This is a genomic window from Bacillus sp. HNG, from assembly GCF_003400205.1.
In the GTDB taxonomy this organism is placed as follows: Bacteria; Bacillota; Bacilli; order Bacillales; family Bacillaceae_L; genus Ferdinandcohnia.
The window spans coordinates 56469-75531 of sequence record NZ_QUQV01000014.1 but is presented as its reverse complement, the minus strand read 5'-3'; the positions used below and the strand labels follow the sequence as shown (position 1 = coordinate 75531).

Sequence of the window (19063 nt, the reverse complement as noted above, 5' to 3'; positions counted from 1 at the left end):
AACATTTAACGGTGGAAGCTATAGACTATCGAACGCTTTATCTCGGGCAAAATAAGTTGAAATAATTGGGTGGCAAAACTCTGCAAAATTTCTTGCGCAACTATGCACTTTTTTCTTGCAAAATACAAACAAAGTAAGTTAAAAACACTTCATATTTTCTATAATTTAAATAAATTTATAGGAAAATATGAATATCTAAGAATAAAATATTAAAAAAATTGTTGAAAATAAGTGGAAGTCATTGTATATTTTTATATAAGGTTAATGTAAACGTTAACATTTCAAACTTTTAAAATATTTAATCATAAGGAGGGAATAAAGATAATAACGTATTTATAAAAGGTAGTAACGTTAGTATGTTAGTTTTGTTCATTATGATATTTTTATTTTTATATAAAAAGGAGGTTATTGTTATGAAGAAACAGTTGTTTACTTTTCTTTCAATATTATTGATGATATCAACAATTTTAATTGGTTGTTCTTCATCAAAGGAATCTGGTAGTAAAGGTGCTACTAAAGATGGAAAAACAACAATAAGCTTTATTCATTGGCGGGGTGAAGATGCAGAAGTTTTTAAAGAACTAATTAAGAAATTTGAAGAAAATAATCCTGATATTAAGGTGGATATGACGGTATACCCATCTGAACAATATCAATCTACTGCACAAACGTTATTAAGGGATGGTTCTACGGGAGATGTCTTTGCCTCTTTCCCTGGTTCTCAATTTAATATTATAAATAAAGCTGGGTTATTTACCGATCTTTCAGGAGAAAGTTTTGTATCAAATTTCAATGAGAATTTGATTAAGGCTGGGCAGTCGGATGGAAATCAGCTTGCTCTTCCGCTCCAATTAGTCTATAACCAACCAGTTTATAATGTGGGGATTTTTGAAGATCTAGGTTTAGAGCCACCCAAAAGTTGGGATGAGTTTTTAGAGCTTTGTGAAACATTAAAAAATAATGGCTACATACCAATTGCTTTTCCAGGAGCAGACGTTGGCCCTGGACAATTGATGAATAGTATGATGATGAATAATGCTCCAGAAGAAGATATTTTTGATCAATTAATGAATGGAGAAACTGAATTAACTGATGAATGGTGGGTAAAAACTTTAACACAGTTTAAGGAATTAAATGATAAGGGTTATTTCCAAGACGATGCCTTAGGTACAAAGCAGGAAGGCGCAGTTGCATTAATGGCACAAGAAAAAGCGGCTATGTTAGCAACAGGTTCATATGCCATGGCAAGTGTGAAAGCTCAAAATCCTGATATAAAATTCCAATTACTAGCGCCTATTACAGTTTCTGAAGATAAAACTGTTTTTGAAGGGATCCATACTACAACTTTTATGTTAGCGGTAAACGCTAAGTCCGAAAAGAAAGAAGCTGCTAAGAAGTTTATTGAGTTTTTAAGTCTACCTGAAAACGCATCAGTTTATGCTAATAAAACGGGTCAGCATTTAACTATTAACGGTGTTAACTATGAATCTGAAGAATTAAAAGAGACTTCAATTTGGATGGATAAAAACACTAGATTCCAACCAAGATATTTAATTCCTAGCGTAGATGTGGAAAAAGCTGTTATTGGGTCAATTCAATCAGTAATTGGTGGAACTAGTCCAGAAGATGCAGCAAAACAAGCCCAAGAAATTGTAAAACAAAACGTTGGAAAGTAAGCATTTTTTGTGAAGAGGGGGATATTAATACATCTTCCTCTTCTCTCTTAATGAAGCATCATAGGTAGAACACTCTAGAATTAAGAAAGTTCTAAGGTTTTCTGGATAGGAGGACTAAATGAAACAAAGTAAGTGGTTATTCTTATTTTTAGTACCTGGTTTAATTTTTTATTTAACATTTTTTATTTACCCAACTTTCAGTGCATTGTTTTATTCTTTTACAGACTGGGATGGTTTATCACCTTCCTTTAATTTTGTAGGGTTTGAAAACTATCAAAATATTATTACGAATGATTCAATTTTTGTAAAAGCATTAACAAACAATGTGAAATTCATGCTATTTGTGGTATTCTTTCAAACAGTTTTATCATTATTGTTCGCTATTTACTTGGTTAGAAACACAAAAGTAAATGTTTTCTTAAGAGCACTATACTTTTTTCCAACGATTTTATCTTCTGTTTCTGTAGCGTTTATTTGGTCATTTGTGTATGATCCGAATCTCGGATTATTAAATACCATTCTTCGGGAGATTAACTTGGATTCACTCGCATTAAACTGGCTTGGTGATGCTGACATCGCTATATTTTCAATTGCTGTTGTACAGGTTTGGTTTCACACTGGACAAATGTTAATTGTGTTTGTAGCAGGTTTACAGGCGATACCAGATGATCTTTACGAGGTGGCTAAAATTGAAGGAGCAAATAGATGGCAAGTATTTAGAAAAATTACGTGGCCTTTATTAGCTCCATCAGCAACTATTGTAATAGCATATACAACTATTCAATCGTTTAAGGCATTTGATCTTATATATTCAATGACTCGAGGCGGTCCAAACTATGCGACTGAAATTTTAGCTACCTTAATTTATTCAACCGCATTCAGAAGTTTTAAATTTGGATATGCGTCTGCAGAATCAATAATCTTTATGATTGTTATTGCCTTAATAACATTCTTGCAGTTTAGAGTATTAAGAGCAAACCGAGTGGAGTATTAGGAGGGTTTATATGGGATCTAAAATTACAAAAAAGGGATTGCTGATACTCTATGCATTAATTGTGCTAATACCTGTCATCGCAATATTCCTTACGACATTTAAAACTACAGCAGAAATGTATGAGAATGTTTTAGGTTTGCCATCATCGTTTGATTTTGGAAACTATGTTTCAATTTTCAAAGATCAAGGAATGGGAGTCTATTTTAAAAACAGTATTATCGTAACCCTGGTTTCTGTTGTTTTCACGATATTCTTTGCAAGTTTAATCGCTTACGCTATAACAAGAATGGGTGGTTGGCTCGGAAATATTTTATTTGGATTCTTTGCTCTTGGAATGATGGTACCAGCCCAGGTAAATATGATTCCTCTATATCAGCTTGTATTAGATTTAGGGCTTACTAATAGTCTAATAGGTTTAATGATTGTAAATATATCAGTAACAATCCCTGTGGCAGTATTCATTTTGACTGGATTTATGAAGTCATTACCTAAATCTTTGTTTGAAGCAAGTACAATTGATGGTGCAAATAACTGGCAAATGTATAGTAGGATCGTATTACCGTTATCATTACCGTCATTATCAGCAACTTCAATATTTTTATTCGTAATGCATTGGAATGATTTGCTATATCCACTTCTATTTATAACCAAAAATGAATATAAGACTCTACCATTAGCTTTATTAGAATTCCAAGGAGAGTATTTAACAAATTATCCGATGTTATTTGCAGGGGTAATGATTGCTTCAGCCCCTATGGTGATAGCTTATATTTTCCTTCAAAGATATTTTATTGCTGGTATGACAGCTGGTTCAGTAAAGGGTTAAAACCAAGATACCTTTTTATATCTTTAATATAAAAGGTAGTGATGATACTACCTATATCACCTAAAGGTATCATTAACATTTTTATATTCAACTAGAAATTGTGAGAGGACGAGGAAATTAATGGTTGATTTATCCGTGGTATATCTACCTATAGGAAGAAAAACTTTTGATTTAGCGGCTGGAGAAGAATATAGACTTCAAAGTGAGGCATGGTTACATGAGAATGTTAAAATTGTTCACTCTCCAGGTGAAATAGTAACTTCAGTTGAAGACTTAGAACAGTTCATATCGACAGTAGAAAGTTCTGAAGTGGATTTAATTATATACCAAAGTATTACATTTGCTGACGCGGAATTTATTATGAAAGCATTAGAATATTATGATAAACCAGTAATAGTTTGGTCAGTTCGAGAACCTAGTGTAGGTGGAAGGTTAAGGCTTAATTCTTTAACAGGGGGAAATAGCACCTGTCATACATTAAAGGTTCAAGAGCATAAGTACCAATTTGTTTTCGGAAATCCTGATGAAACCCTATTACAAGATAAGCTTATCAAGCATTTGAAGTCAGAAGAAATTGTCAAAAAGTTAGGGAACTTAACAATTGGGGTAATTGGAGAACACCCTCCAGGTTTCTATTTTTCAGGTACTGATGAAGATGAATTACAGATTTCTACAGGGGTACAAATTCATAAAATTGATTTATATGAAGCATTTAGGAAATGTGTAGAACTTCCAGAAGAAGAATGGATAAAAGAAATTGAACTTGCAGAGAAAAAGGTAATTGGTCTTTCTAGAAATGATCAAACGGTTATTAAATTTGCGCAGTTTACAAAGTATATAAGAAATTACATTACTAAACACGATGTTAACGCATTAGCTGTTAGATGTTGGCCTGACTTTTATACAGAATTAGGTGCTGCAGCATGCTCAACACTCTCACATTTTACAGAGGATGGGGTAGTTTCTTCTTGTGAGTCGGATATCCATGGTTCAATATCCATGTTCATACTAAAAGAACTTGCAGGAAGTGCTCCATACTTAGGGGATCTAGTACATGTAAACGAGGAGAATAATTCCGTTACCTTCTGGCATTGTGGAGCAGGTGCATATTCCTTAGCTAATCCGAAGACGGGTGCCGCTTCTGGAGTACACCCAAATAGAAAAATAGGATTTACTTTAGAATTTGGATTAAAAGCAGGGAGAGTTACAATTGCCAGACTAGGTAAAACTGTAGAAGGATACAGAATGTTTGTTATGTCCGGGGAAGCGTTGGACACACCACAGCAATTTAACGGTACTTCAGTTGAAGTTGCATTACAAAATAATGTCCTAGATACATTATATAACATAATGGATGAAGGGCTAGAACCACATTTTGCAATGGTCTACGGCGATGTAAAAGAACAATTTATCGATCTTGGAAAGCGGTTGGGAATTAAAACAATAGTGTTTTAAGTAAAGAGGTGAATAGTTGGCTTATGAAAAAGATAGCTATTGGTCAGGCAGGTGGTCCCACCGCAGTAATGAATGCAAGTTTAGTTGGCTTTTTACAAAATATAGAAGCAGAATTCTACGGTGTTATGTATGGTTATCAGGGTTTAGTTGATTGTAATTTCATACCATTGTTGGAATTGGGAAATGACAAGTTACATGGATATAAGAATATTCCTGGAGCTTGTCTAGGATCTGGAAGATTCCATATGAAGAATGAGGACTTTGTAACGGCAGTAAAAAATCTACGTATGAATGATATTCAAACTCTAGTATTTATTGGCGGAAATGGGACTATGTGGACCCTGCATAAGCTTAGTGAGACCGCTAAATTACTAGGGTATAATCTTCAAGTGATTGGGATACCAAAAACGGTGGACAATGATTTATCAAATACAGATCATGCACCAGGATACGGAAGTGCTGCTAAGTATGTATCTCTTTCGGTAAGAGATATAAGTAAAGATTTAGAATCAATGAAAAACTTCGAACAGGTTCGAATTATTGAAACAATGGGGAGAAATGTTGGGTGGCTTGCTGCTGCAAGTGGATTATATAAATCCCATGAATTAGAAGGACCACATAAAATCTATCTACCTGAACAATCAACTACAAGTAAGGAAATACTATCTGATATTAAAGAAATCGTAAAAGAATATGGATTCGCATCTATTGTTGTAAGTGAAGGTGTTACGCTTGACAATAATCAGACCATTGAAAAGACGATTGTAAATGGTCGGAAAATTTTGGGTGGAATATCACAGCAAATTGCTGAGTTTATAAAAAATGAAACAGGATTAACAACTAGGGATGAAATCCTTGGTATGAATCAAAGAAGTAGTCAAGTCTATTCATCAAACCAAGACAAACAAGAAGCTTATGAAGTAGGTAGAATGGCGGCTCGCTTAGTAGAAAAAGATGAATCAAACGTTATGGTTTCACTAAATTTAAAGAATACTTTTGAATATGAATTGTTTTTTAGTACTACTCCATTAAAAGAGGTTGCAGATGGAGGGGAGAGGCAGCTCCCGGATGAATTTATAAAACATAGGGATAGGTTTTACAAGTGGCTAAAACCTATTGTTGGGGATGAAGTGGAAAAATATCCACCTTCACTTATGCAAAGGAGAGTTCGAACAAGTTGAAAGTAAATCACAATAGTCCAATTCCTCTGTATCATCAAATCAAGGATATACTTATTAAACGCATTCAAAATAAAACGTGGAATCCCGGGGATCTTATTCCAACTGAACAAGAATTAATGAAGGAATTTGATGTTAGTAGAACCACGTTACGTCAGGCTATAACAGCACTTGTTCAAGAAGGGTTACTCGAAAAGAGGCAGGGTAAAGGAACGATAGTAAAAGCTCAAAAGCTTGTTGGTACGTTAGGAAGGCTGACGGGGTTTGCAGAAGAGGTTATGGAAAAAGGCTATCAACCATACTCTAAGCTACTTAGGGTAGAATTCAGGGATGATGTATTTACTGAGAAAAAAATGTTAAATACTTCTGAGAACAGCAAAATTCTCATAATTGAAAGAATACGTTTAGCAGATGATATTCCAATTGCTTTAGAAAGAACGGCTTGGCCCGAACATATTGGTGAAATCTTAATAAAGCATGATTTAAATGGTGCTAAATTCTATCAAATTTTAGAAGAAGAAGGAATATTTCTTAAAAAGGCAACAGAATCCATTACTGCAATTAATGCAACACCAAATGATGCAGATTTATTAGGTATAAGCGGAGGTCAAGCATTATTAGAAATGACAAGATTAAGTTTTGGTATCGATGATAAACCTATTGAGTATACAAAAACAAAGTATAGACCTGACCGTTATCAATACCACGTTGATCTAAAAAGATAAATTAGGGGGAAACATAATGCCTTTTATAAGTGGAAAAGAAATGTTAATGCATGCATACGAAAATAATTACGCAGTCGGTGCGTTTAGTGCGCATAATGCTGAGACAATACAAGCGATTATCTGGGCTGCAGAGGAAGAACAAGCACCAATTATGATTCAGATAGGACAAAAAGTTATACAATATATAGGTTTGGAAGAAATGAAGAAAATGGTGGGTGTTTTTGCAAGAAATACTACAATTCCAATTGCCATTCACTTGGATCATAGCAGAAATTTCAATCAAACAATACACGCCATGCAAGCAGGCTTCCAATCAGTTATGTTTGATGGTTCAGGATTACCTTTTGAAGAAAATGTAAGTATAACTAAGAAAGTTGTAGAATTCGCAAAAGCTTTAGGAATAGGTGCAGAAGGTGAAATTGGAAAAATAGGCGGGACAGAAGATGATATTACAGTAGCAGAAGATGATGCACAATATACAACAGTTGAAGAAGCAGTTAGTTTTGTTAATGAAACTGATGTTGATTATCTTGCTGTCTCTATCGGTACTGCACATGGTATTTATAAGAGTTTGCCAAACTTAAATTTTGCTAGATTAGAAGAAATCTCTAAAAGTGTAAATAGACCAATTGTTCTTCATGGTGGTTCAAGTGTTCCAGATGAACAGGTTCAAAAAGCAATCTCCTTAGGGGTCGCAAAAGTAAATGTAGATACAGAATTAAGACAGTCGTTTACTCTAGGGGTACAAGAAGTACTAAATCAAAATCCAGAAGAATGGCACTTAGCGGTATCATTGAATAATGGAAGAGAAAAAATGAAACAAAAAGTTAAAGAAAAAATTCGTGTTTTTGGTAGTAATGGCAAAGCCAAAGATTTATTAAGAGATAGGGAAAAATCAACCGTTTTATTATAGAAAGGTGGATATAAAATGTTACAAACTCAAATTGATAATTTTAAACTATTTATCAATGGTGAATGGGTGCCTACTATTGAAAAGATGGATGTTTTAAATAAATTTACTCAACAACCTTTTTCATCAATTGGTGTAGCAACTGAGGAGCATGTTAAAGAAGCAGTTAAGGCTTCAAAAGAATCACAGAAGTATGAATTTCATCCTTATGATAGATATGAAGTATTAAAGAAAGTTGCAGACTTATTAACTGAGAATAGAGATTTATTTGCAACTACAATGACTAAGGAAGTCGGAAAAACTATAGCTGAATCATATACAGAGGTAGATCGTTCTGTACAAACGCTACTTGTTTCAGCAGAAGAAGCAAAAAGGATTAATGGTGAAGTAGTTCCTGTTGAGGCAGCACAGGGATCAGAAAATCGAATCGCATTTTCATTAAGGGTGCCGGTGGGAGTCGTTGCAGCAATAACTCCTTTTAACGTCCCATTGAATTTAGTTTGTCATAAAGTAGGTCCAGCTATTGCAGCAGGGAATAGTGTAATACTTAAACCAGCTGAGAAGACGCCGATTGTTGCCATTTTATTAACAAAACTATTTGAAGAGGCGGGTTTACCTCAGGGAAGATTAAACCTTTTGACAGGGGACGGTAAGCAAATTGGTGATTGGTTACTAAATAATAAGAATGTTAATATGTTTACATTTACCGGTAGCCCGAGGGTAGGAGAATATATCCGTTCAAAGGCAGGAATTCGTAAAGTTGCTCTCGAACTTGGAAATAACTCTGCAACAATAGTACACAAGGATGCAGATATCGAAAAAGCTTCAACACTAGTAGCTGCTCGTGGATTTAATAATGCTGGCCAAGTATGTATATCTGTTCAAAGGGTATATGTTCATGAAGAAGTAAAAGAAGAATTTTTAAAATTACTTAAAGAAAAAGTAGCTGCATTAAAAGTAGGGGATCCATTTGATAAAGAAACGGATATTGGACCAATGATAAGTGAGTTAGAAGCGAAGCGTGTAGACAGATGGGTAAATGAAGCTATCTCAGAAGGAGCTGAATTAGTCTGTGGAGGTAGTAGAGATGGTGCGTTCTATCAACCTACCGTTTTAGATAAAGTAGTGGGGTCAATGAAAGTGAGCTGTCAAGAGGTGTTTGGCCCTGTAGTATCAATAGATACATACAAAGAAATCGATGCTGTAATAGAGAAGGTAAATGATTCAGAATACGGCTTGCAAGCTGGCATATTTACAAATAATCTTCAACTAGCAATGAAAGCGGCTAAAAAAATTGAAGTTGGAGGATTAATTGTAAATGACACATCAGCATATCGAGTAGATCATATGCCTTATGGTGGGGTTAAGAATAGTGGGAATGGCAAAGAGGGTCCGCAATATGCAATAAAAGAAATGACTGAAGAACGACTAATAGTTTTAAATGTATAAAATACTAATTTGATAGACGGTGACACAAAATGGCGTTTGTACAAATTATTTTACCTGTGTTTTTAATATTTGTAGTTGGCTATATAGGTCAAAAAAGGATAGGGTTTGAAGTAAAATCCCTATCCGTAATGGCCCTTTATCTAATGTCACCTTTTTTGGCTTTTAGAACATTTTATGAAACGACATTAAATATAAAATATTTCTATATGATTATTTATGCTGTCGCATTATGCTTGCTATTAATTATTATTGTCAAGATTATTGGGAAAATAGAAAAATATTCTGAACCACAAGTTTGTGGGATGATCCTTGCAACATCGTTTATGAATAATGGAAACTACGGGACTCCAGTTGCGTTATTTGCATTTGGTACTGTAGGACTAGACTACGCAGTTGTACTGATGGTTATCCAAACATTCTTAATGAGTACCGTAGGTATATATTATGCAGCCAAAGGTGGGATAAATAATCAGGGTACAAAAAGTGCATTTCTTTCAATTGCAAAAATGCCCATCGTCTATGGTGCATTATTCGGCTTGCTTTTTCAAGTTACTAATATAAACCTGGAAGGACCTTTTTTACAAGCAATTGATTTTATTGCGAATGCAACGATCCCTACAATAATGATTGTTTTGGGAATGCAGCTTGCATCAATAACAGTTAAAGGTATCTCAATTCCAAAACTATCATTAGCATTATCGATTAGATTATTAATATCACCTATAATAGCTCTTGGAATTGTTTTTTTTCTACCGATAGATCCTTTATTAAAAAGTATTATGATTTTGATGGCTGCAATGCCGTCAGCAGCAAATACAACGATGTATTCATTACAGTTTCAAACAGAGCCAGAACTTGTTTCAGGTAGCGCGCTATTTAGTACTTTATTAAGCTTAGTTACTCTACCTGTTATACTATCTATCTTACTTTGATTATCCAATTAAGAGTAGGCCAAAAATAATGTGGAAGTGAGGGTCATAATGGAAAATTATGAACATCTAAAAAAATGTAATGAACACATAAATATCTTTCATGTTTCAGATGAGCAATTTAATCAATTTGGAAGAGTAATCGAAAATTACCAATTCGGCGAATTAATCAAACACATGGAGAACACTCATATTCCAGCGGAGGGAAATATATATATTCCATCAGATATTGAACTTGAAAGGATTGATATATCCAAGGATATTCAATATAACTTTTATGGTGGTATGCCCATTCAAATAGGTTATTGTAATGGGGTCAATTCCAATCTAAATGGACTTGAATACCACAAAAGTAGTGAAATAAATATTGCTTGCAATGATTTAGTGTTACTGTTAGGTCGTATCCAAGATATAGTAGATAACTACTATTCAGTTGAGAACTTGAAAGCCTTTTTTGTACCAATGGGTACAGCAATAGAAATGTATTCTACTACCTTACATTTTGGACCTTGTAAAGTAGTAGATACAGGTTTTAGGTGTATTGTTATTTTGCCTAAAGGAACGAATGAGGAACTTCCCGTTAAAAATAATCCTATTACAGAGGAAGATAAACTCCTGTTTATGAAAAATAAATGGCTATTAGCGCACCCTGAAAGAATGCAACTTATCGATAAAGGTGCTTTCCCTGGTCTAATTGGAGAAAATATTAAAGTAAATTATTAGTTTGAAAATTATCAAGATTGGGGGTAAAAAAATGACGGCTTATACGGAAGTAAATAAGGGGATGGAAGTTAATACCATAAGAGAAGGTTTTAAAATTCTTTGGAATGGAAAACCTCTATTTACCCATGAAGTTTCTAATCCTGCTATTTTTATTGGATATGGTGAAGAAAAAATCGATATGTACAGAGGAAATTTTGACATAAAAGATTATGTTGTTGAAAGAACACCACTTCGAGATACAAGTATTACGACAAATGGAGACGGAAATTTGGTTGTTTCATTCTCAAAACATTCACTTTCAGAACCAACTATTATAATGGAAGTTCGTCAAGAAAATAGTAAAGTTAGTTTTAAGTTTGAGAATAGGGATTCCAAGATAAATCGTTTTTGGATACGATTAACAGCTGACGAGACTGAAAAGGTTTACGGGTGTGGAGAGCAATTATCATATTTTAATATGCGCGGAAAAAATTTTCCGTTATGGACCTCAGAGCCAGGTGTTGGTAGAAATAAAAAAACATACACTACATGGCAAGCTGATGTAAAAGATCGGGCAGGTGGAGACTACTATAACACGAATTTTCCACAACCGACATTTGTCTCATCAAATAAATACTATTGTCATGTGGATACAACTGCTTATTCTGACTTTAATTTTAGTAATAAAAATTTTCACGAGTTACAAATTTGGGAAGTACCAAAGACTATTGTATTTGAAGGAGCAAGTACTTTCGTAGAGATTGTTGAAAAAATAACTAAAATGTTCGGTCGTCAACCAGAGTTACCAGATTGGACATATAACGGTATATGGTTAGGGATTCAGGGTGGTACTGATGTCGTTGAACAAAAAATATCCAAAGCACTCTCAAAAGGTATAAAAATTGGTGGTGTTTGGTGTCAGGATTGGCAGGGTAAGCGAATTACTTCGTTTGGAAAAAGATTAATGTGGAATTGGAAATGGAATCCAGAAGAATATCCAAACCTTAATAAGAAAATAAACGAATGGAAAGAACAAGGAATTAGATTTTTAGGTTATATTAATCCATATGTTGCGGTAGAAGGAGACTTATTCAAGATAGCTGAAAAGAATGGGTATTTAGCTAAGAATGAACTAGATGAGACTTATTTAGTAGACTTTGGTGAATTTTATTGTGGAGTAGTAGATTTTACTCATCCTGAAGCTTTTGAATGGTATAAATCCGTAATAAAAGAAAACTTGATAGATTTTGGTCTTGATGGTTGGATGGCGGATTTTGGCGAGTATTTACCAACAGATGTTAAATTACATAATGGAATTTCAGCTAAAATTATGCATAATGCCTGGCCGACTCTATGGGCCAAAACGAACTACGAAGCAGTAAAAGAGTCCGGAAAACTTGGAGAGATTGTTTATTTTATGAGGGCTGGTTTTACTGGTATTCAGAAATATTGTACATTGCTATGGGCCGGAGATCAAAGTGTGAATTGGAGTTTAGATGATGGTCTTGCATCAGTCATACCTGCTGCATTATCTTCAGGAATGATTGGATTCGGCCTTCACCATAGTGACATTGGGGGCTATACAAGTCTACATGGTAATAAACGCTCAAAAGAATTACTTCTGCGATGGGCAGATATGGGAGCTTTTACTCCTGTAATGAGAACTCATGAAGGAAATCGTCCTGATGATTGTTTTCAGTTTGACGGTGATGAAGAAACATTAGAACATTTTGCGAGAATGTCTAACATTTATGTAGCACTAGCACCTTACACAAAGGAATTAGTTGCTACAAATTCGAAAATGGGAACACCGGTTCAACGACCATTATTTATGCATTATGAACAAGACGAGACTGCTTATGATATTCAATACCAGTACCTATATGGAAGTGACTTGCTTGTAGCACCAGTACATCAAGAAGGTAAAAAAGAATGGGAAGTTTACTTACCTAGTGATGAATGGGTACACATATGGACTGGGAAGGAATATAACGGTGGATATATTACAGTTGATGCCCCGGTAGGATATCCTCCAGTATTTTATCGTAAAAATTCCTCCCGGGCAGAATTGTTTACAAAGATAGGGAATATGTAAATTTAAAAACAGGGTTACTAATCATAAGTTAACCCTGTTTTTATATTTATAAATATTCTTCTATCCTAATTCACTCTCAATCCCTCTTTTACACGCAAGAACATTTTCAATGATTTGTGTAATAAATTCATCGGTGATCCGATATTTAGGTACACTGACACTAAAAGCCCCGTAGTTTTTGCCATTGACTGTAATACTTGCCCCTACACAGAATATATCCGCTTCGTGTTCTTCATTGTCAAATGCATATCCGTTTTTACGAATTTCATGGATTTCCTTCATAAACCCTTCTTTAGTTGTGATCGTATTTTCTGTTTTCTTTACTAATGTATGGTTGTTCAAATACACTTCGATTTGTTCGTCCGTTTGGTCGGCTAGGATTGATTTTCCCATTGCAGAACAATAGAGCGGGATAGCTTTACCGACACGTGAATACAAGGAAACTGGATTAAAGCTTTCTAATTTTGTGATATAAATGATGCTCGATTGGTCAAGGATGCCCATATGGACCGTTTCCGTTGTTTGTTCTCTTAGTTTTTCTAAAAAGGGCTGTGCAAGATCTTTTATTTCGGTTTGGTTTAAAGCTTTGTTTGCGTATTTGATAATGGACCTTCCAAGCCGGAATTTTTTCGTTTCCTCATCTTTTTGTACATATCCAATTAATTGGAGAGTATCTAAAATTTTTAAGGCTGTGGAACTAGTTAGTTCGGTTTCTTTCGCGATTTGTTGAAGGCTTTGTGGCTTATCTGTCGAGGACAGATATTTTAAGATACTGTCAGCTTTTATCAGGACAGTGCCATATGGTTGCTTCTTTTCTTGCAAGGTCGTCACTCTCTTTTCGTAAATATTCCGTAAATTTATTAATCTAGCTGTTGAAATCCCTTACACGATTATATATAATAGCCTTGTAAGTTTCCATATAATAAAGTTAATTTCCAAATAGGAAATAGTCAAGAGATTTTGGAGGCAACCATGAAAAAAATAAAGATACTCTCAAAAATTGCGGATTGCGGCGTAGTTGCGGTTGTCCGAGCAGATTCAAAAGAAGAAGCAGTAAAAATCTCAGAAAGCTGTGTCGAGGGTGGAATCAATGGAATCGAGGTGACCTTTACAGTCGATGGTGCTGACGAGGTGATTAAGGAGCTAGCTTCCATCTACCAAAATAGTGAAGTTGTAATTGGAGCAGGGACTGTTCTTGATGCGACAACTGCACGAATTGCGATATTAGCAGGAGCACAATTTGTCGTGAGCCCAAGCTTTGATGAAGAAACTGCTAAACTATGTAACTTGTATCAAATTCCCTACATGCCCGGGTGCATGACGATTACGGAAATGAAACGTGCACTTGAATCTGGTGCAGATATTATCAAGCTCTTCCCGGGGAATGCTTTTGGGCCGGATTTTGTGAAAGCGGTTAAAGCACCACTCCCACAGGTGAATATCATGCCGACGGGTGGAGTAAGCCTTGATAACATTGATCAATGGATTAAAAATGGATGTGTGGCCGTAGGTGTTGGCGGGAATCTAGTTGCCCCTGCAAAAACAGGAGATTACGCGAAAATAACGGAATACGCTGCCCAATATGTCGCTAAAGTTAAAGAAGTAAGAGGGGCGTAAATGATGAAAAAAATTGTTGTATTTGGTGAGCCCTTACTTCGCTTATCTACGAACCTAGGTGAACGCCTTTTTCAAACAGACCAGCTGACAATCAATTACGGCGGAGCTGAAGCAAATGTGGGAGCATCCCTTTCACGTTTTGGCTATGAAGTCTATTTTGTTGGGAAAGTACCGAACAGTCCACTCGGTCAGGGATATGAACGCCATTTACATTCATTTGGCATCCATACGGATTACCTTTTAAAAGGCGGAGAGCGCCTCGGTACATACTACTTGGAAACAGGTGTAGGTGAAAGAAGTGCACAGGTCACTTATGACCGAAAAGGCTCAAGCTTTGCACAACTTTCAACGGACGAAATCAATTTTGCTGAAATTTTACAAGGCGCTGATCTGTTTCATGTATCAGGGATTACGCCCGCACTATCGCGAAACTTACAGGAACTAACTCTACAAGGTTTAAAGATTGCGAAAGAACTAGGTGTCACAACCAGCTTTGATTTCAATTACCGGGCAAAATTATGGAGTCTAGAAGAGGCTTCATCAGTAATCAAACCATTTTTACCATATGTCGATATTTGCTCATGTGGAGAATTGGATGCGCTTAACTTGTTAGGAATTGAAGAAGCAGATGATACTTTGGACCAATCTCAAAAACTTATTTTTTACTATAAAAAGATTACGGAAATGTATCCCAATATCAAATACTTGTATTCTACGTTTAGAGAAGTGTTTTCTGCTTCACATAATAGATTGCAGGGTAATTTATTTGTTAGCGGGAGGTTATTTCAATCAAGGGTCCATGACATTACTCAGATTGTAGATAGGGTTGGGGGCGGAGATGCGTTTGCTTCTGGAGTTCTCTTTGGAATTCTAGAAGGATTTGAGCCCGAGCAAATCGTCACCTTTGGTACGGCAGCATCTGCTTTAAAACATACTGTTCATGGTGATAGCAATATCTTTTCGGAAGAGGATATCAGAGCATTTGCTGAAAATGCCTCAGGTAAAATCGTCCGTTAAATATAAAAATGTGACTTTTAGGAGGAATATAACATGGAAACAAAAATGGAAACACGCTATGCAAATCATCCGGAGGAAATTAAACGATTCAATACGGATGAATTAAGAAAACAATTTCTTGTGGAAAAGATTTTTGAACCTGGCCAGGTACATTTAACATACACACATAATGACCGCATGATCTTTGGTGGAGTTACACCAACAGACAAAGAATTAACTATCACACTCGATAAAGAATTAGGTGTTGAATACTTCCTAGAGCGCCGCGAACTAGGCATTATTAACATCGGTGGCGAAGGGTTGGTTGTACTTGATGGGGAAGAGTACAACATGGCTCGTCAAGATGGGCTTTATGTAGGTAAAGGAACGAAGGAAGTATTATTCCGTTCAAAGGATCCGAACAATCCTGCAAAATTCTATATCAATTCCGCACCAGCACACCACAAGTATCCAACTGTAAAGATTGATATTAACGAAATTAAACCATTAGAAGCAGGAGAACCAGGAACACTTAACGAGCGCAAAATCTATCAATATGTACATCCAAATGTATGCGAAAGCTGTCAGCTACAAATGGGGCTAACGATGCTTTCTCCTGGAAGCGTTTGGAACACAATGCCGTGTCACACACACGAACGCAGAATGGAAGTTTACTTATACTTTGATATGAAGCCAGAAACTCGTGTATTCCACTTCATGGGTCAACCTGATGAAACAAGACATCTCGTCATGAAAAATGAACAGTGTGCGATTTCCCCAAGCTGGTCAATCCATACTGGTACTGCAACAAGCAACTATACATTCATCTGGGGTATGTGTGGAGAAAACATCACGTACACGGACATGGATGTTGTAGCAATGGAAGATTTACGATAAGAGACTTGGAGGAGATCGAAATGACAACACAATTGTCTGATTTCTCATTAGACTTTTTCTCATTAAAAGGAAAAGTTGCCATTGTAACTGGCGGAGCAACTGGACTAGGTCAAGGCTTTGCGGTAGCATTAGCAAAAGCTGGAGCAGACCTGTTCATCACGACACACGGAACTAGCTGGGACGAAACAAGAGAATTGATTGAAAAAGAAGGTCGCCGTGTTGAATTTTTCCAAACGGATTTATCCAAACGTGAAAATGCTAAAGAAGTAGTAGCTGCATGTGTAAAAGCATATGGAACAGTGGATATTTTGGTCAACAACGCAGGAACGATCCGTCGTTCTCCAATCCTAGAGTACAAGGAAGAGGATTGGGATGCGGTTATCGATCTTAATTTAAATTCACTGTATATTTTAAGTCAAGAGGCTGCAAAAGTAATGGTAGAGCAAAAGAGCGGAAAAATCATAAATGTTGCGTCCATGCTTTCCTACCAAGGCGGAAAATTTGTTCCTCCATATACAGCAAGTAAGCATGCGGTACACGGACTTACCAAGTCATTTGCCAATGAACTTGCTGAATACGGGATTCAAACAAATGCAATCGCACCAGGATATGTTGCTACAAATAACACTGCACAAATCCGTGCCGATGAAAAACGCAATGCCGAAATTCTATCACGTATCCCTGCAGCACGCTGGGCAACCCCAGCCGACCTGATGGGGGCAGTTGTATTCCTAGCAAGCCACGCTTCCGATTACGTAAATGGCCACACACTCGCTGTTGACGGCGGTTGGTTGGCAAGATAAATCCTTTAAAATGGCTGATTCGCAATAATATGCGAATCAGCTTTTTTTGTGGGACAGAGGGGCAGGTTCCTCGTCTCAATATTTTTTTACAAATTAATGTAAAATTATGTTGTGTAACGTAACAGTGTTATGTTACATTATTTTTATAGAAAGGAGCCGGTTAGAAATGAGTGAAGAGTTATTATCGAAAAAAGAGTTACTTGAAGTAACAGGCATTTCTTATGGGCAGCTTTACAGATGGAAGCGAAAAGACTTGATTCCGGAGGAGTGGTTTATTCGAAAATCAACTTTTACTGGGCAGGAGACCTTTTTTCCAAAAGAAAGGATCTTAGAGCGAATTGATCGGATTCAAAAGATGAAGGAAAATCTATCCCTTGATGAAATGGCGGAAATGTTCTCACCCAATGTAGGTGAATTGAACCTTAGTAAAATGGAACTGGTGAAACGTGGTCTTGCCTCAGAAACGACGATCAATCTCTACCTAGACCAGCTCAAAGATAGTCCAGAAAAGTTTCATTTTGAAGGAATCTTAACGGTCTATCTGGTCGAAAAGTTGCTGCAATCAGGAGATATCAGCCTTGAAGAGGCTAAAATGGTAATCCAAGTTTCAAACGATTATTTTTCAAAAGAAAAACAAAGCTACGGTGAACTGGTGATCGTCCGAAAGCTAGGAGTTTCAACCTGTTTTATCGTGCAAAGTACAACAGATTTTGTAATGGACCAAGGAACTAAACTAATCGTCAAAATCGCTTTTACAAATGAAATGGAAGAATTGAGAACGAAATTAATCTAATTGGGAGGCTTAAAATATGGTGAATTTTGAGAACCAAGGAAACTTAATTATTAACGGAACGGGGTCCTCCGGTGGTGGCAGCTTTAATAAAGTATTGATTAACGGTAAAGGGAATGTGCAAGGGGACATTGAATGTAATGACTTTACGATAAATGGAACTGGCACCGTTATCGGGAATGTCAAAGGAAATGAAGGAAAAATAAGCGGCAACGGAAACATTGAAGGGTCTATCGAATTTGAGCAATTTACCATTGAAGGTGCTGGTGAAATTCAAGGTGATGCAAAAATTAATAATATGAAGATATCAGGTAACGGAAAAATCGGCAGAAGCTTAAAAGCGGAAGAAATAAAAATACGTGGTAAAGCCACGATTGCAGAAGATTGTGAGGCTGAGGAGTTCAAAGGCACAGGCGGTTTTGTAATCGGAGGATTATTAAACGCGGACGTAATCGATATCTCCATTGCCGGTGAATGTCGTGCAAAAGAAATTGGTGGTCGAACCATTAAAGTTCAAAAAGGAATTTTTGGTTTCCTTAATAATCTTTTTAAAGCGGTCTATCCAGTTTCGCTAACAACGGAAATAATCGAGGCAGATGAAATTGAAATTGAATATACAAATGCCAAAATGGTTCGAGGAGATAACGTCACCATTGGACCAAACTGTCATATTGACGTAGTTGAATACAAAGGTACATTCTCGCAGGACCCATCTGCAAAAGTAATTGAAGCAAAACAGATCTAATAGAACAATGTTTTGTTAATGTCCCTCATTCTAGGTGAGGGGCATATTTTTTGTGTAAGGAAAACGTGAATTGGCTTTAAAAGGGTATTGAACTCCAGTTGGAGGTGTACCATTTACTTTAGGAGTCCCCCAGATACCAGTTATTAGGAAGTTGGTGGTACTCCAAACAGATGCATCATAGAAGTCATCCATTCCCAGCACAAAAACTAACCCCAATAAACCAAAAAATCCCCTCGATCAAACTATTTTTTGCACTTAAGCCAAAAGATAGTTAGA

The 19063-nt window shown here is 36.1% G+C and carries 18 protein-coding genes; 17 read left to right on the top strand and 1 reads right to left on the bottom strand.

The window, feature by feature from the left end:
* Positions 1-413: 413 nt before the first annotated feature.
* From DZB84_RS20035 to DZB84_RS19985, 11 genes are all read left to right on the top strand, one after another.
* Positions 414-1676, top strand: a complete 1263-nt coding sequence (locus DZB84_RS20035) for an ABC transporter substrate-binding protein (RefSeq protein ID WP_116354093.1) — start codon at positions 414-416, stop codon at positions 1674-1676.
* 118 nt (positions 1677-1794) lie between these two features.
* Positions 1795-2670: a carbohydrate ABC transporter permease gene (locus DZB84_RS20030; protein ID WP_116354092.1), complete on the top strand. Its 876-nt coding sequence runs from the start codon at positions 1795-1797 to the stop codon at positions 2668-2670.
* 10 nt (positions 2671-2680) lie between these two features.
* Positions 2681-3496 carry a carbohydrate ABC transporter permease gene (locus DZB84_RS20025; protein WP_116354091.1) on the top strand — a complete coding sequence of 272 codons (816 nt, stop codon included), beginning with the start codon at positions 2681-2683 and terminating at the stop codon, positions 3494-3496.
* 120 nt (positions 3497-3616) lie between these two features.
* A complete protein-coding gene (gene sftI / locus DZB84_RS20020; RefSeq protein WP_116354090.1) occupies positions 3617-4951 on the top strand; it encodes a sulfoquinovose isomerase in 1335 nt (444 codons plus the stop codon).
* Between the two features lie 23 nt (positions 4952-4974).
* Positions 4975-6132 carry a diphosphate--fructose-6-phosphate 1-phosphotransferase gene (locus tag DZB84_RS20015; protein WP_116354089.1) on the top strand — a complete coding sequence of 386 codons (1158 nt, stop codon included), beginning with the start codon at positions 4975-4977 and terminating at the stop codon, positions 6130-6132.
* Positions 6129-6854, top strand: a complete 726-nt coding sequence (locus DZB84_RS20010) for a GntR family transcriptional regulator (protein ID WP_116354088.1) — start codon at positions 6129-6131, stop codon at positions 6852-6854. The genes DZB84_RS20015 and DZB84_RS20010 overlap by 4 nt, the downstream gene beginning before the upstream one ends.
* A 16-nt stretch (positions 6855-6870) precedes the next feature.
* Positions 6871-7767, top strand: a complete 897-nt coding sequence (locus DZB84_RS20005; protein ID WP_116354087.1) for a class II fructose-bisphosphate aldolase — start codon at positions 6871-6873, stop codon at positions 7765-7767.
* Between the two features lie 15 nt (positions 7768-7782).
* Positions 7783-9213, top strand: coding sequence for an aldehyde dehydrogenase family protein (locus DZB84_RS20000; RefSeq protein ID WP_116354086.1), 1431 nt, complete (start codon positions 7783-7785; stop codon positions 9211-9213).
* Positions 9214-9242: 29 nt separating this feature from the next.
* Positions 9243-10145, top strand: a complete 903-nt coding sequence (locus tag DZB84_RS19995; RefSeq protein WP_116354085.1) for an AEC family transporter — start codon at positions 9243-9245, stop codon at positions 10143-10145.
* Positions 10146-10193: 48 nt separating this feature from the next.
* The gene (locus DZB84_RS19990; protein ID WP_116354084.1) at positions 10194-10865 is read left to right on the top strand and encodes a DUF4867 family protein; all 672 of its coding nucleotides are present in this window, start codon (positions 10194-10196) and stop codon (positions 10863-10865) included.
* A gap of 31 nt (positions 10866-10896) precedes the next feature.
* On the top strand, positions 10897-12939 hold the full coding sequence (locus DZB84_RS19985) for an alpha-glucosidase (protein WP_116354083.1): 2043 nt from the start codon (positions 10897-10899) through the stop codon (positions 12937-12939).
* A gap of 60 nt (positions 12940-12999) precedes the next feature.
* Here DZB84_RS19985 and DZB84_RS19980 read toward each other — a convergent pair whose 3' ends face one another.
* Complete coding sequence (locus DZB84_RS19980; protein ID WP_116354082.1) at positions 13000-13761, bottom strand: IclR family transcriptional regulator; 762 nt, start codon at positions 13759-13761, stop codon at positions 13000-13002.
* 150 nt (positions 13762-13911) lie between these two features.
* Here DZB84_RS19980 and DZB84_RS19975 point away from each other — a divergent pair, with 150 nt between their 5' ends.
* From DZB84_RS19975 to DZB84_RS19950, 6 genes are all read left to right on the top strand, one after another.
* Positions 13912-14556, top strand: a complete 645-nt coding sequence (locus DZB84_RS19975; RefSeq protein ID WP_116354081.1) for a bifunctional 4-hydroxy-2-oxoglutarate aldolase/2-dehydro-3-deoxy-phosphogluconate aldolase — start codon at positions 13912-13914, stop codon at positions 14554-14556.
* Positions 14557-15573: a sugar kinase gene (locus DZB84_RS19970; protein WP_317616470.1), complete on the top strand. Its 1017-nt coding sequence runs from the start codon at positions 14557-14559 to the stop codon at positions 15571-15573.
* A 45-nt stretch (positions 15574-15618) separates the two neighbouring features.
* Entirely contained in the window at positions 15619-16449 is an 831-nt protein-coding gene (gene kduI, locus DZB84_RS19965) for a 5-dehydro-4-deoxy-D-glucuronate isomerase (RefSeq protein ID WP_116354096.1), read from the top strand.
* Positions 16450-16469: 20 nt separating this feature from the next.
* Positions 16470-17252, top strand: a complete 783-nt coding sequence (kduD, locus tag DZB84_RS19960) for a 2-dehydro-3-deoxy-D-gluconate 5-dehydrogenase KduD (protein ID WP_116354080.1) — start codon at positions 16470-16472, stop codon at positions 17250-17252.
* 166 nt (positions 17253-17418) lie between these two features.
* Positions 17419-18045: a YhbD family protein gene (locus DZB84_RS19955; RefSeq protein ID WP_116354079.1), complete on the top strand. Its 627-nt coding sequence runs from the start codon at positions 17419-17421 to the stop codon at positions 18043-18045.
* A 16-nt stretch (positions 18046-18061) separates the two neighbouring features.
* Positions 18062-18787: a polymer-forming cytoskeletal protein gene (locus tag DZB84_RS19950; RefSeq protein WP_116354078.1), complete on the top strand. Its 726-nt coding sequence runs from the start codon at positions 18062-18064 to the stop codon at positions 18785-18787.
* The last annotated feature ends 276 nt before the right edge of the window (positions 18788-19063 follow it).